The organism is Pseudomonas sp. zfem004 (genome assembly GCF_032621715.1).
In the GTDB taxonomy this organism is placed as follows: Bacteria; Pseudomonadota; Gammaproteobacteria; order Pseudomonadales; family Pseudomonadaceae; genus Aquipseudomonas; species Aquipseudomonas sichuanensis.
In genome coordinates this window covers 1-14273 of record NZ_JAVYJF010000041.1, presented here as the reverse complement: position 1 = coordinate 14273, position 14273 = coordinate 1, and the positions used below count along the sequence as shown (strand labels likewise).

The window sequence follows — 14273 nt, the reverse complement described above, 5'->3', positions numbered from 1 at the left end:
CCGAACTCAGTAGTGAAACGATGCATCGCCGATGGTAGTGTGGGGTTTCCCCATGTGAGAGTAGGTCATCGTCAAGATTCATTTCGCAAAACCCCTATCTGCGCATGCAGGTAGGGGTTTTGTCTTTAAGTAGGAACTACAGAGATTCGCAGGCACGTCCGAGAGACGGGCCAGCACACAGAATTTCTTGACGACCATAGAGCATTGGAACCACCTGATCCCATCCCGAACTCAGCAGTGAAACGATGCATCGCCGATGGTAGTGTGGGGTTTCCCCATGTGAGAGTAGGTCATCGTCAAGATTCAAATCCAAAGCCCCTGATCGCGATGCGATCAGGGGCTTTGTCTTTTCAGGACCTTATCCTGCAATGCACGGCGTTGCGCTAGCGCAACCAGCTCAGGAACCCACCTTTCTTCACTTGCGCAGGCTTCTGCATCAGCAGTGACTCTCTACTCTGCCGACGGAATCGCTGCAGCTTGGTGAACGCCGACTGCACCTCGCTACGTTGCTCCAGGCAACTGCGTACCTGTTCCTTCTCGATACGGTACAGCAGGCATCCGGTCAGGGTGCGGAATTCGGCGAAAGAGCCATCGTCGTCCACCAGCCCTTCGATTCCGAGCACCTCGCCCGGGCCCATGCGCCCGGCCTCTACCAGCTTGTCCCCATTACGCACCGAAGCCTGTATCACACCGCTGCCAATCACCAGCAGGTGGTCTGAATTGTCGCCGATGCCCAGGATCACCTGGTTGGCCAGATACTCCACTGCCGTCATGCGTTGGCTCAGCGAGTCACGCTCCTCAGCGCTGAGCGAGCGGAATACCCGCACCTCATCGATCAGCTCGCGCTGACGGCTGCGTGGGGCAAGCGTCAGGTCGACGTTCCACATCACCCCGCTGGCCTCCAGGTGGCGATGGGCGAGGTCGAACAACTGGTTGCGTACTTCAGTCTTGAGCGCCATGTCGGCGACGAAAGCACTGGCCTCGTATTCGACGGACTCCAGGGAAGAAGTCTTGACCGTTACCTTAGGAGCAGGAGAGGCGAGCAAGGCACTGGTGCCTTGCAGGGCCTTCTCCAGTGCATCGAACACGCGCTTTGGCCGGACCTTGGCCGGCACCACCACGCTGATCACTACCCCATGCCGATCGGCCGGGCGGCTGTGGTTAAGCAGCCGCGCCTTGGCCGCCAGCGAATTGGGTATCACCGCCAGGCTACCTGTGCCGGTGATCATGCGCGTGGCACGCCAGTCGATATCCACCACCTTGCCTTCGGTACCGTCGATGGAGATGGAGTCGCCTATCTGATAGGGCCGCGTGGTGTTGAGCACGATGCCCGAAAACACATCGCTCAACGTGCTTTGCAAGGCCAGGCCAATGACGATGGCCATCACCCCGGACGTGGCCAGCAGACCCTTGACCGGCAGTTGCAGCACATAGGCCGCTGCGGCTACTACTGCGGCAAGGAAGATCAGCGCCCCAATCACATCCTGCAACAGGCGTCCGCCATGGCTCCCACGTGCCCCCAGCAGCAGGCCGAACACCACCGTCACCGTACGCGCACCGAACAGCCACCAGCCAATGGCGAGCACCGTTGCCATCAGGTTGCGCGACACTTCGTCAATCCAGGGTGGTGGCTGCAGCGGGCTCATCCCGGCAGCCACCAGCACGGCGCTGAACAGCAGGAAGATCACCAGCCGTGAGGCAATGCGCCAGAGGCGGTGCTGCTGGGGGATCACTTGCCAGAGCAGCAAGTCGCCAATGATCAGGCAAGTGCCGAGCAGCAAGGGGTAGGACTGGATGAGCGCCAGCATGGTGTTCTCGCTGCAGAGGGCTGAACGTCAGTAAAGAGCAGGTTGAGCGGGCAGGCAATGGCTGCCCACTCCATGCAGGTCAATCCACATCCGACTCGAACAGCCGCGCCAGTTCCACCCGCGCTTCCTTGGCCGTCTGCATCACCTTGGCCCGATCGTCACGCACCCGGCCCTGGGCTTCCAATACCTGCTCGTCATGCTCGGTAAAGCGTGCGATGCGGTCGGCGGCCTGCTCATCCGTCAGCCCCAGCCCGGCCAGCGCACGACGGCTCATTTCCAGGCTGGAATAGAAGGTCTCGCGGATAGGCTCCGCGCCGACATCCATCAGCTTGTGCACATGCTGACGGTTGCGTGCACGAGCGATGACCTTGAGGTGCGGGTAAAGGCGCTTGACCCGCTCGGCGGTGCGAATGGTCGCCTCGGGGTCGTCACTGGTGATGATGAAATACTCGGCCTCGCCGACCTTGGCCGCATGCAGTACTTCGGGGCGAAGCGGGTCGCCGTAGAACACCGGCGCCTGTTCGAACATGCGCGTCATCTCGATGGCATCCACCGAGGTCTCCAGAGCGATGAAGGGGATCTTCTGCGCACGCAGGATGCGCGAAACGATCTGGCCCATGCGGCCCATACCGACAATCACTACGCGAGGGCTGCCGGCATCAATGCTCTTGTACTGCTCGGGCACCTCGCGCACGGCTTGCGGGCGCTTGAGGGCGCGGGCGCAGCCGAGCATCAGCAATGGAGTAATGGCCATCGACAGGGTGATGGTCATCAGCAGCAGGTCGTAGGTTTGCGTATCGAACAGGCCCTGATCCTTGCCCAGCTTGAATACCACGAAGGCGAACTCGCCGCCGGCTGCCAGCACCATGCCCAGGCGCAGCGCGCTTGCACTGTTGAGGCCACCGGCCAGGCGGCCGACGCCGATCAGCAGCACCAGCTTTACCGCGATCAACAACAGGGTCAGGCCCAGCAGCACCAGCGGCATGTCCACCAGCAGGCGCAGGTTGGCGCCCATGCCGACACTGATGAAGAACAAGCCCAACAGCAGGCCCTTGAACGGTTCAATCTGCGACTCCAGCTCATGACGATACTCGGAGTCCGCCAGCAGCAGGCCGGCCAGGAAGGCGCCGAGAGCCATGGAGATTCCCGCCTCTTCCATCAGCCAGGCGGTGCCGATCACCACCAGCAATGCGGTGGCGGTGGACACTTCCGGCAGGCCGGTGCGGGCCACGGTACGGAACAGCGGGCGCAACAGGTAACGACCACCGACGATGACGATCGCGATGCTGGCGAACACTTTCAGGCCATGTTCGAGGCTGTCGCCATGGCTGGTGTCCGGGCCACTGGCGGCCAGCAACGGTACGAGGGCAATCAGCGGGATTGCAGCGATGTCCTGGAACAACAGGATGGCAAAGGCCAGGCGGCCATGGGGCGCATTGAGCTGCTTGCTCTCGGCCAGGCTCTGCAAGCCAAGGGCGGTGGAAGACAGTGCCAGCCCCAGGCCGAGCACGATGGCGGCCGGCAGCGTTTGGCTGAAGCCGAACAGGGCGATGGCGCCGATCACCGCGCCGGTCAGCAGCACCTGGGCGGTGCCGACGCCGAACACCGATTTGCGCATCAGCCACAGGCGTCTGGGTGAAAGCTCAAGGCCGATGATGAACAGCAGCAGGACCACGCCCAGTTCGGAGATATGCGCGACGCTTTCGGTATCGCGGATCAGGCCCAGCGCCTGCGGGCCGATGGCCACACCCGCCAGCAGGTAACCGATCACGGCGCCCAGTTGCAGGCGCTTGGCCAGGGGCACTGCGACCACGGCGGCAAGCAGGAAGATGACTGCGGTTTGTAGAAGGCTGCCTTCGTGTGGCATTGCTCGTACTCCTTGAACTGCATGAGGCAGCGCTTTAGGGAACGGATGGCACGTTGCCGAAGCTTATGCCATCGCTGGAAGAGGCGAGCATTTTCGGGTGCTGCGGGAAACAGGACAATTCCAGCCTGGCGGGAAGCATCGTTCTGAAAGTGGAACCTTTGATTGGCCAATCGCGGGGCAAGCCCGCTCCCACGCTTGCGGCTGTGGTAGCGGGCTTGCACCAACCCCTTACTTCAGATGCGTTTTAAGGGCCTGCGCCGCTTGGTCCATGGCTGTGCGCACTGCGGGTACGGCGCTCAGTACATTGAGCAGGCCATAGTCATGGATCATGCCGTTGTAGCGTACTGCAGTCACCGGCACCCCGGCGGCGTCGAGCTTGCGGGCATAGGCTTCGCCTTCGTCACGCAGCACGTCCATTTCGGCAGTCTGCACCAGGGCCGGTGGCAGGCCCTTGAGTTGCTCCAGGCTGGCACGCAGCGGCGAGGCATGGATGTCGTCGCGCTGACGCGGGTCTGTGGTGTAGCTGTTCCAGAACCACTGCATCATGCTGCGGGTCAGGAAGTGGCCCTCGGCGAACTGGCTATAGGAGGCGTTGTTGAAGTTGGCATCGGTCACCGGCCACAGCAGCGCCTGGAAGCGCAGCTTCGGCGTGCCGGCCTCCTTGGCCTTTATCGCCACCACCGCAGCCATGTTGCCGCCGACGCTGTTGCCGGCGACCGCCAGGCGGCTGCCATCGACGCCGATCTCCTGGCCATGCTCGGCGACCCAGCGGGTAGCGGCATAGGCCTGGTTGATCGCGGTGGGGAACTGCGCTTCCGGCGAAGGCGTGTAGTCGACGTATACCGCCGCTGCGCCGGAGCCGACCACAAGGTCGCGGATCAGCCGTTCGTGGGTGGGGTAATCGCCCAACACCCAACCACCGCCGTGGAAGAACATGAACACTGGCAGGTTGCCCGTGGCACCCTCAGGGCGCACTACACGGATCTGCAGTGGCTGGCCATCGACCTGAATGGTGTGGCGTTCAACGCGGATACCCGACACATCGACTTTCACCCCGGCCTGGGCTCCACTCAGTACGGCGCGTGCGTCTTTCGGCGCCAGGGTTTCCAGCGGCTTGCCGCCGCCTGCGGCAAGCGCATCGAGGAAGCCTTGAGTGTTGCGCTCGACGCCAGGGCTGCCGGCGGCGAAGGCGCTGTTCACGGCCATGGCCAGCAGGCCAGCGGTCAGGGTGCGGGACAGTTTCATGTGCGGGTTCCTCTGCGTGCGAGCCGGCGGCTCAGTTCTGGTTGGCAAGGGTGGTGGGCTGGCTGTAGCTCACGGCTTGCAATTGGCCGTTGCTGTCGCGGTAGGTCAGGATGGCGGTGCTGGTGTGGCCCTGAATGGCGGTGGGCGCCTCGACGGTGACCACCTGAGCGATGTCCAGGTTCATCCCGTAGCGGTAGGCGGTGGCTTCGGTGGCGAAGGCCCCGGCGCTGGTTCCGATGGCCAGGGTGGTAACGCCGAGGGCGAGAATTGTGCGAAGGGTCATGATCGTTCTCCAGGATGTGCTGAGTGGGTTTGGCGACTGCTTGCTGCGTGAGATGAATATTGAGCGCAAATAGTTAGTGCGCAAAATATATTTCAGCTATGGAGAAGATTGACGATGTACATGGTCTGTCAGTTGCCAGGTCGGTACTGCATCGCTTCGGCCAGGTGGGCCCGGCCAATGGCCTCGGCCTGCTCCAGGTCCGCCAGCGTACGCGCCACCTTGAGCAGGCGATGAGCCGCCCGCAGCGACAGCGTGAGGCGCTCGCAGGCGGTCTCCAGCCAGGCCTGGTCGGCCGAGGCCAGCGGACAATGCCGGCGCAGGCCGTTGAGGTCGAGGAAGGCATTGGCGCAGCCCTGGCGACGCTGCTGCAGCGCACGGGCCTCGGCCACGACAGCGGCGACACTGGCGCTGGTTTCGCCACTGGGTTGAATGCCGAGCACGGTATTCTCCCGGGCCACCGTCAGGTGCAGGTCGATGCGGTCGAGCAGGGGGCCGGAGAGTTTGTTGCGATAGCGCTGGATCTGCTCGGGGCTGCAGCGGCAGCGGCCGGTGGGGTCGCCAAAATAGCCGCAGGGGCAGGGGTTCATCGCTGCCACCAACTGGAAGCGTGCCGGGAAGCGCACTCGGTCCCTGGCCCGGGCGATCACGATCTCGCCCGATTCCAATGGCTCGCGCAACACTTCCAGTACGCGCCTCTCGAACTCTGGCAGTTCATCGAGAAACAGCACGCCATGGTGCGCCAGGGTGATTTCGCCCGGCTGCGGGCGGCTACCGCCACCGACCAGTGCCGGGCCCGAGGCGGAGTGATGGGGGTGGCGAAACGGTCGCTGTGGCCAGCTGTCCAGCGGTGCGTGGCCGCTGACCGAGCGGATTGCCGCCACCTCCAGCGCCTCGCGCTCGTCCAGCGGTGGCAGCAGGCCGGGCAGGCGGCTGGCGAGCAGGGTCTTGCCGGTGCCGGGGGGGCCTGTGAACAGCAGGTTGTGGCCACCGGCAGCCGCCAGCAGCAGGGCTCGTTTGGCCGCGGTCTGGCCCTGCACCTCGCTGAGGTCGGGGTAGGGCCGTTGCTCCAGCAGCAAGCCGTTGGCCGCATAGGGTGGCAGCGGCAGTTGCCCGCTCAGGTGCGCCACCAACTCCTGCAGATGCCCCACCGCGTACACCACCAGCCCGCTGGCCAGGCTGGCTTCCTCGGCGTTCTCGCGTGGTACCACCAGCGCCCGCCCGGCGTCGCGTGCCGCCAGCGCGGCGGGCAGCACACCCTGCACTGGCCGCAGCGCCCCGGACAGGGCCAATTCACCCAGGCATTCGATGTCTTCGAGCGCGGCCACCGGCACCTGGCCATTGGCAGCGAGTATCCCCAGGGCGATGGCCAGGTCGTAGCGCCCACCGTCCTTGGGCAGGTCGGCCGGGGCGAGGTTCTGGGTGATGCGCCGGGCCGGGTATTCCAGCCCGGCGTTGACGATGGCACTGCGTACCCGGTCCTTGCTTTCCTTGACCGTGGCCTCGGGCAAACCGACCAGGGTAAGCGACGGCAGGCCGTTGGCCAGGTGGGTTTCGACACTGACGGCGGGTGCCAGCACGCCGACCTGGGCGCGGCTGTGGACGAGGGCGAGGGACATGGGCGCTCCGTGTTCGCATGATTCGGGCCGCATCCTGCGGCCCGGCAAAGCATAGTGGCGGCCCTGGCGGGCACGCTGGAAAGAGTGCGTCGAGGTTTTTCCACGGCCTCACCTAGCAGCGGGCTGCTTGCCGTACACCACCCCAACTCCCTCACCCCGTGCCCGAGCCAGCAGCTCCTCGGTATCGTCGCCACCCGGTAAAGCCAGCACCAGGTCAGGCCGGCTGTCGCGCAACATGAAAACGTTGCGCAGCCGTTCAGCCAGTTTGCCGTGCAACTGCCAGTTGGGCGGGTAGCGGACGATGTCCGCACCGTGCTCCCGTGCCCAGGCTTCGATATCACCCCCCAGGTGCTGGCTGCCGCCGTGTATGAGCACCTGGATCGGTTGCCAGCGCTGCAGTTCGTCCAGCGCCCGACGGCAGCGCTGGTGGTCGGCGTAGTTGCGCCCCGCACAGATCAGTACACGCATGCGCCCCCCTCAGAACCATTGGCCGAAGCGGCGGATGTACAGGGTCTTCATGCCTTGCGCCACCAGGCAGTAGCCCAGCAGGGTGGCGGCCAGCCATGGGAAGTATTCCCACGGCAGCGGCACCAGCCCGACCATCGCCCCCAGCGGCGAGAACGGGATGTAGATACCCAGGCACATCACCAGGCCCGTGGCGAGGATCACCGGCAGCGCCGCTGTGCTTTGCAGGAACGGCACCTTGCGGGTGCGCAGCATGTGCACCACCAAGGTCTGCGACAGCAGGCCTTCGATGAACCAGCCGGACTGGAACAGCGCCTGCATCTCCACGCTGTTGGCCGCGAACACGTACCACATCAGGGCGAAGGTGGTGATGTCGAAGATCGACGAGGTGGGCCCTATCCACAGCATGAAGCGGCCGATGTTGCGGGCATCCCATTTACGCGGCTCGCGCAGGAATTCCTTGTCCATGCGGTCCCAGGGCAGCGACAACTGGGAGAAGTCGTACATCAGGTTCTGCAGCAGCAGGTGGATCGCCAGCATCGGCATGAACGGGATGAAGGCGCTGGCTACCAGCACCGAGAACACGTTGCCGAAGTTGGAACTGGCGGTCATGCACAGATACTTCATGATGTTGCCGAAGGTTTCGCGGCCTTTGAGCACACCTTCTTCGAGCACCATCAGGCTCTTTTCCAGCAGGATGATGTCGGCCGATTCCTTGGCGATGTCAGTTCCGCTGTCCACCGAAATGCCCACGTCGGCGTCACGCAGGGCTGGGGCGTCGTTGATGCCGTCGCCGAGAAAACCGACGGTGTGGCCGTTGGCCTGCAACGCCTTGAGCACCCGCGACTTCTGCAACGGGGTGAGCTTGGCGAACACCGTACGTTCTTCGACCAGTGCCTTGAGCCGGGCGTCGTCCAGCCGCTCGATGTCCTGCCCAAGCAGTGGCTGGCCGGGCTCCAGCCCCACTTCGCGGCAAACTTTGCAGGTGACTACTGGGTTGTCGCCAGTGAGCACTTTCACCTTCACGCCCATTTCTCGCAGCGCAGCAATGGCTGGGCCAGCCGTTTCCTTGGGCGGGTCAAGGAACGTCAGGAAGCCGCGGATCACCAGACCGCGCTCGTCAGCGGTGCTGTACTGAGCCTTGCGTTCGGCGGCGGGGATTTCGCGGGTGCCGATCAGCAGCACGCGAAAGCCGTCCTGGTTGAACGCGCTGGCACTGGCCAGCAGTTGCTGGCGCTGGTCCTCGTCGAGGAGGAGGCGCTGGCCGTTTTCTTCCACATGGGTGGCGATGGCGAGCATTTCCTCGACCGCGCCCTTGCTGACCAGCAGGTGTTCGCCGAGCGCATCCTTGACGATCACCGACAGGCGCCGGCGAATGAAATCGAAGGGCAATTCGTCGACCTTGGCGTAGGCGTAGGGCGGCTGGAAGCCGCTGTTCTCGCCAGCGAAGCGCAGCACGGCCTGGTCCATCAGGTTTTTCACGCCGCTCTGGTGATGGCTGTTGAGCCAGGCCAGCTCGAGCAGTTGCGGGTCGCTGCGGCCGCTCGGGTCGACATGGTGTTCGAGGATGATGCGGTCCTGGGTGAGGGTGCCGGTCTTGTCGGTGCACAGCACATCCATCGAGCCAAAGTTCTGGATGGCGTTCAGGCGCTTGACCACCACTTTGCGCCTGGCCATGGCCACGGCGCCCTTGGCCAGGTTGGCGCTGACGATCATCGGCAGCATTTCCGGGGTGAGGCCCACGGCCACGGCCAGGGCGAACAGGAAGGCATCGCTCCAGTCACCCTTCACCACACCATTGAGCACGAACACCACCGGCACCATCACCAGCATGAAGCGGATCAGCAGGCTACTGACGCTGTTCACGCCGCGGTCGAAGGCGGTCTGGCTGCGCGAGCCGGCAATCGCCCTGGCCAGCGAACCGAAGTAGGTGCGCTTGCCGGTAGCCACCACCACGGCGCGGGCGCGGCCGCTGACCACGTTGGTGCCCATGAAGCCGATGTTCGGCAGGTCGAGCAGGCTGCCTTCGTCAGTGGCGCTGTCGGCGGCGGACTTCTGCGCGACGTGGCCGAGGGTGTCGTACTTTTCCACCGGCAGCGCTTCGCCGGTGAGCACGGCCTGGCTGATGAACAGGTCGCGCGACTCGATCAGGCGGATATCGGCAGGGATCATGTCACCAGCGACCAACTGCACGATATCGCCAGCCACCAGTTCGTTCATGGGCACTTCGCGCAGCTGCGCGGGGCTGTCGTGGCGCTCGCGACGCAGCACCGTGGCGGTGGTGCGGACCATCGCCTTGAGGGCTTCGGCCGCCTTGCTCGAACGGTATTCCTGCCAGAAGCGCAGCAGGCCGCTGACGCTGACCATGGTCAGGATGATGATCACCTTGGTCAGGTCGAGGTCGTCGAGGTCACCGGCGCGCAGCGGCAGCCAGTAGTCGGTGACGAAGCTGATGGCGGCGAGGGTGAGCAGTACATAGATGAAGGGGTTGTGCAGCGCCTTGAGCAGTTGCACCAGGGCCGGTTGCGGTTTGTCGTGGGCGACCTCGTTGGCGCCGTCGCGCTGCAGGCGCTTGGCGGCCTCGTGCTCGGTCAGGCCGAGCTCGCTGGCGTCGAGGTTGGCGAGGGTGACGGCCAGGCCGTTGCGCGCCTCACGGGCGGCACGCATGGACAGGCGGGCGTCCGCAGTTGTGGTGGTGTTGCGGTCTTTGACGGTCATTGGGCTGTGCTCCTGCCGCAGGAGGCGGCACGAAACACAGTCGACTCACGGTTGGGCGGGTGAGTGCGCGTGTTTCGGGCCGCGATCAATCGATCGGTAAAAAAGCTTGTTTATCCGGCGCTTGAACGTTCGCTGGCGCATGCCGGGGTTAATGTCGGCAGCGAACTTTCTACTGGCTGAGTCCATGGTGCTGTTATTCCTCTGGAAACTTTCAGGCAATAAGAGTCCTGCGAACTTTAATAATTAAAAGTTCGTGTCTTATTGATGGCTATTCAATATGTAAGTGGCGACGCGCCCGTCAGCCGAAACACAACAAGGCGCGCCATCGACTCGGCGGTTCCTGGCCGTCGTCGGCATGCCAGTGCAGGCGCAGGCTGCCGTTACCGGGTTGCGATAGCCAGGTGGCACGCAGGCGAGAGCCACGCGCGACGGGGGCGGGGAAGGGCGGCGGGGCCGCATGGGCAAAGGTGTGCAGCGCCCCAAGGCGGGCGTGCAGCTGTGTACGGATAAAGGTGATGAGGTTCATGAGCTTGCCTCCGACCGGGCTGGCACCCGGGGCGGCAAGCTACGGCGGAGCATCAGGCTCTGGCGCGGCTTGCCCAGCCAGGGAGGCGGGCCCGGAGTTCCGGTTCAAGTGCCTGACAGCCAGAGGCGGTCAGGCAGCGACTAGATACTGTGTCCATTGAATTCTTCGTGAGTTGAAATAAAGGCCCGCTTTTCGGGGCGGGTGAACTTTATGCAAAGCATAGCGGGCAAGTCAACCCGCAAGGTGAAACTGAATTAAGTTTCACCTTGTTTAATCGGTGCAACTGTATGTAGGAAATTCCAACGGCAGGTTGCGTTCCCTGCAGGAGCGGCAGGGCCGCTCCAGAGACGGGATGATTATTCCTCTGACGCCGGCGCTGGCGCTATCCGCGCTTCCAGCTCGGCAAACTGTTTCTCCAGCGCTTCAAGGCGGGCGCGGGTGCGGGCCAATACCACCATCTGGCTGTCGAACTCCTCGCGGCTGACCAGGTCGAGTTTGCTGAAGGCGCCCTGCATCAGCACCTTGAACTGGCTTTCCAGTTCGGCGCGAGGCTGTGCGGTGTCGCCGCTGAACAGGCGCGAGGCCTGGTCGCTCAGGGCATCGAGAAAGGCTTTGGGCGCGAGCATGTCTGGCTATCCGCTGATCTGTGAAAGGGCAGCAGTGTAGCACGCCGCATTTGCCGGCCCGTGCTGCACACTTTTTGCGCAGGGCGGCCAAAGGTCGCGCACCGAAGTTGTGCAGCTTTTCCCTGCTGGCGACTGGCCAATCCCGACTGTTTCACGCAACTACCTGTTTTCTGGTGTTTTCCCGGAGCTGGCAAGGTTTCTGCAAAGACCTGGGTGAGCCATGCACTGATGCAGTCCGTTGTGATCAGGCAGTGCGTAGCCCAGTGGTACGGCCCTTGGTCACCGCCACAAGGTGTCGCGGCGGGGAGGATGGAGCCGACGACGCGTTACAAAGACAGGCGCTGCGCTTAGACTTGAGACGGGTTTGTTTTCCTGGGGCAAGTCCACCAAATCGGGAGAGAGTTTCATGAAGCTAGTCACTGCCATCATCAAGCCGTTCAAGCTGGACGACGTGCGCGAGTCGCTGTCGGAAATCGGCGTGCAGGGCATCACCGTGACCGAAGTCAAAGGCTTCGGCCGGCAGAAGGGTCACACCGAGCTGTATCGCGGCGCCGAATACGTGGTCGATTTCCTGCCCAAGGTGAAGATCGATGTCGCCATCGACGACAAGGACCTTGATCGGGTGATCGAGGCCATCACCAAGGCGGCCAACACCGGCAAGATCGGTGACGGCAAGATTTTCGTGGTCAATCTGGAGCAAGCGATCCGCATCCGTACCGGCGAAACCGATACCGACGCGATCTAAACGCTACAAAAAAGCCTCACCAAACCCAACGCCCCAGGAGAAAACAACATGACTCTGCGTAAGATCGCAGGGCTAGGAGCCCTATTGTCCCTCGTAATGCCAGGGCTGGCCCTGGCCGAGGAAACTGCCGCCCCGGTGCTCAACTCCGGCGACACCGCCTGGATGCTCACCTCGACGGCGCTGGTCCTGTTCATGACCATCCCGGGCCTGGCCCTGTTCTACGGCGGCATGGTGCGTTCCAAGAACGTGCTGTCGGTGATGATGCAGTGCTTTGCCATCACCGGGCTGATCAGCATCCTGTGGGTAATCTACGGCTACAGCCTGGCATTCGATACCGCAGGTATGGAAAAGGGCGTGCTCAACCTGAATTCCTTCATCGGTGGCTTCTCCAAGGCCTTCCTCAACGGCGTCACGCCGTCGGGCCTGACCTCTGCCACCGCGTTGTTCCCGGAAGCGGTGTTCATCACCTTCCAGATGACCTTCGCCATCATCACCCCGGCGCTCATCGTCGGTGCCTTTGCCGAACGCATGAAGTTCTCGGCAATGCTGATCTTCATGGGCGTGTGGTTCACCCTGGTCTATGCGCCGATCGCGCACATGGTCTGGAGCGGTGACGGCGCGCTGATGTGGGATTGGGGCGTACTGGACTTCGCCGGCGGCACCGTGGTGCACATCAACGCTGGTATCGCCGGCCTGGTCTGCTGCCTGGTGCTGGGCAAGCGCAAAGGCTACCCGACCACGCCGATGGCGCCGCACAACCTGGGCTACACCCTGATGGGCGCGGCAATGCTGTGGATCGGCTGGTTCGGCTTCAACGCCGGCTCCGCCGCCGCCGCCAACGGCACCGCCGGCATGGCGATGCTGGTCACCCAGATCGCTACCGCCGCCGCCGCCCTGGGCTGGATGTTCGCCGAGTGGATCTTCCACGGCAAACCGAGCGCACTGGGCATCGCCTCGGGTGTGGTCGCCGGCCTGGTCGCCATTACCCCGGCCGCCGGTACCGTCGGCCCGATGGGCGCGCTGGTGATCGGCCTGGTCTCGGGCGTGGTCTGCTACTTCTGCGCCACCAGCCTCAAGCGCAAGATGGGTTACGACGACTCGCTCGACGCCTTCGGCGTACACGGTATCGGCGGCATCGTCGGTGCGCTGCTCACCGGTGTGTTCGCAGCGCCGGCCCTGGGCGGCTTCGGCGCGGTCACCGACATCGCCGCGCAGTTCTGGATCCAGGCCAAAGGCGTGCTCTTCACCGTGATCTACACCGCCATCGTCACCTACGTGATCCTCAAGGTGCTGGACCTGGTGATGGGCCTGCGGGTCAGCGAAGAAGAAGAGTCGGTCGGCCTCGACCTGGCTCAACACAACGAGCGCGGCTACAACCTGTAACCGCCACGCTGGAAAACTTGCCCGGTTCGCCGGGCATTTTTTTGCCTGTAATTTGCCGTTTTACGCCCGGCAAACGGTTTCGCTGTCCTGTACGCGACGTTGGTAGAAAACTTACAAGTCATTGGGCGTTTCTGGTGCTTTGCTTTTTCTGCGAGCGCGCTAGAATGCGCGCCGAAGGGTGTGGGACGAGTAACCCGCACACTTCGCCACCCTTTGCTAGGCTTGCAGTAGCCTGTGGCCAGCCAGGGTCAGAACAGTTTTGTCAGGCCTTGCCAGGAGCAGGGTCTGCTGGGTGCCGGGCCTCCCATCAGGAGGTGGACACCCGAGGCAGTGGCCAACCCACGGCCAGTTGAATTTTCACCGGTGCCTGCCGTCTACGGTGCACCGGTCTATAACTAACCTGCTTTTCGCAAGTCATGAGGTAGAACATGAGCGACGACGATCTGGAAAATGATGACCTCGAAGTAGGTGACGAAGACGAGGGTGATGAAGGCCTCGAAGCGGCAGCCGACGATGGTGCCGAGGATGCTGGCGATGACGACAGCAGCCCCGCGCCGACTGCCAAGGGCAAGTCCAAGGCGGCTGTTTCGGTAGACGAAATGCCGAGCATGGAAGCCAAGCAGAAGGAGCGTGATGCCCTGGCCAAGGCGATGGAAGAGTTTCTTTCGCGCGGTGGCAAGGTGCAGGAAGTCGAGGCCAATGTGGTCGCCGACCCGCCCAAGAAGCCGGACAACAAGTACGGCAGCCGCCCTATCTGAGTGGCTGAAAGCAAAAAAGCCCGCCGTCGCTGCGGGCTTTTTTGTGGCTGTGAGATTTGTGTCGCCTGTACCGGCCCTATCGCCGGCAAGCCGGCTCCCACAGGGTGGACTGCCCCCAAAAAGTTGGACAGATTAGCTAGCGGCCTGGGCCCTGTACTCGACAGGGCTCAGGCCGTTCAGTTTCTGCTTTATGCGGTCATGGTTGTAGTAGCGGATGTACTCGTCCAGACCCG

General features: G+C 63.3%; 13 protein-coding genes and 1 rRNA gene. 4 read left to right on the top strand and 10 right to left on the bottom strand.

Translation table 11 applies throughout. The annotated features are described in order from the left end of the window. Positions 1–186: 186 nt before the first annotated feature. Positions 187–302 (top strand): 5S ribosomal RNA (rrf, locus tag RTH46_RS25760). Positions 303–383: 81 nt separating this feature from the next. Here rrf and RTH46_RS25755 read toward each other — a convergent pair. The 9 genes from RTH46_RS25755 to RTH46_RS25715 form a co-directional block, all read right to left on the bottom strand. Then, positions 384–1808 (bottom strand): mechanosensitive ion channel family protein, encoded by a 1425-nt coding sequence (locus tag RTH46_RS25755; protein WP_316906920.1) that lies wholly within the window; start codon positions 1806–1808, stop codon positions 384–386. 79 nt (positions 1809–1887) lie between these two features. Then, positions 1888–3675 (bottom strand): monovalent cation:proton antiporter-2 (CPA2) family protein, encoded by a 1788-nt coding sequence (locus tag RTH46_RS25750; protein WP_279847397.1) that lies wholly within the window; start codon positions 3673–3675, stop codon positions 1888–1890. A 228-nt stretch (positions 3676–3903) separates the two neighbouring features. Next, positions 3904–4920 carry an alpha/beta hydrolase gene (locus tag RTH46_RS25745; RefSeq protein WP_316906919.1) on the bottom strand — a complete coding sequence of 339 codons (1017 nt, stop codon included), beginning with the start codon at positions 4918–4920 and terminating at the stop codon, positions 3904–3906. A gap of 31 nt (positions 4921–4951) precedes the next feature. Continuing rightward, positions 4952–5203, bottom strand: coding sequence for a DUF2790 domain-containing protein (locus RTH46_RS25740; protein ID WP_153787536.1), 252 nt, complete (start codon positions 5201–5203; stop codon positions 4952–4954). Positions 5204–5331: 128 nt separating this feature from the next. Continuing rightward, a complete protein-coding gene (locus RTH46_RS25735) occupies positions 5332–6819 on the bottom strand; it encodes a YifB family Mg chelatase-like AAA ATPase (RefSeq protein WP_316906918.1) in 1488 nt (495 codons plus the stop codon). A 108-nt stretch (positions 6820–6927) separates the two neighbouring features. After that, on the bottom strand, positions 6928–7287 hold the full coding sequence (locus RTH46_RS25730; protein ID WP_153787534.1) for a DUF2493 domain-containing protein: 360 nt from the start codon (positions 7285–7287) through the stop codon (positions 6928–6930). A gap of 9 nt (positions 7288–7296) precedes the next feature. Continuing rightward, the gene (gene mgtA, locus RTH46_RS25725; RefSeq protein WP_316906917.1) at positions 7297–10002 is read right to left on the bottom strand and encodes a magnesium-translocating P-type ATPase; all 2706 of its coding nucleotides are present in this window, start codon (positions 10000–10002) and stop codon (positions 7297–7299) included. Between the two features lie 298 nt (positions 10003–10300). Next, positions 10301–10528: a hypothetical protein gene (locus tag RTH46_RS25720; RefSeq protein ID WP_316906916.1), complete on the bottom strand. Its 228-nt coding sequence runs from the start codon at positions 10526–10528 to the stop codon at positions 10301–10303. A gap of 356 nt (positions 10529–10884) precedes the next feature. Beyond that, positions 10885–11154, bottom strand: coding sequence for an accessory factor UbiK family protein (locus RTH46_RS25715; RefSeq protein ID WP_153787531.1), 270 nt, complete (start codon positions 11152–11154; stop codon positions 10885–10887). Positions 11155–11560: 406 nt separating this feature from the next. Between RTH46_RS25715 and glnK the strand changes: the two genes are divergently transcribed. The 3 genes from glnK to sutA all read left to right on the top strand — a co-directional run bounded on the left by glnK (position 11561) and on the right by sutA (position 14040). Next, complete coding sequence (gene glnK / locus RTH46_RS25710) at positions 11561–11899, top strand: P-II family nitrogen regulator (protein ID WP_002555808.1); 339 nt, start codon at positions 11561–11563, stop codon at positions 11897–11899. 48 nt (positions 11900–11947) lie between these two features. Next, a complete protein-coding gene (locus RTH46_RS25705) occupies positions 11948–13282 on the top strand; it encodes an ammonium transporter (RefSeq protein WP_153787530.1) in 1335 nt (444 codons plus the stop codon). Between the two features lie 428 nt (positions 13283–13710). Next, positions 13711–14040 carry a transcriptional regulator SutA gene (sutA, locus tag RTH46_RS25700; protein WP_105947199.1) on the top strand — a complete coding sequence of 110 codons (330 nt, stop codon included), beginning with the start codon at positions 13711–13713 and terminating at the stop codon, positions 14038–14040. Between the two features lie 132 nt (positions 14041–14172). On the opposite strand, the gene RTH46_RS25695 is transcribed toward sutA, so the two are convergent. Further along, positions 14173–14273 (bottom strand): IS3 family transposase (locus RTH46_RS25695; protein ID WP_316906750.1); only part of this gene is annotated, 101 nt, incomplete at its 5' end.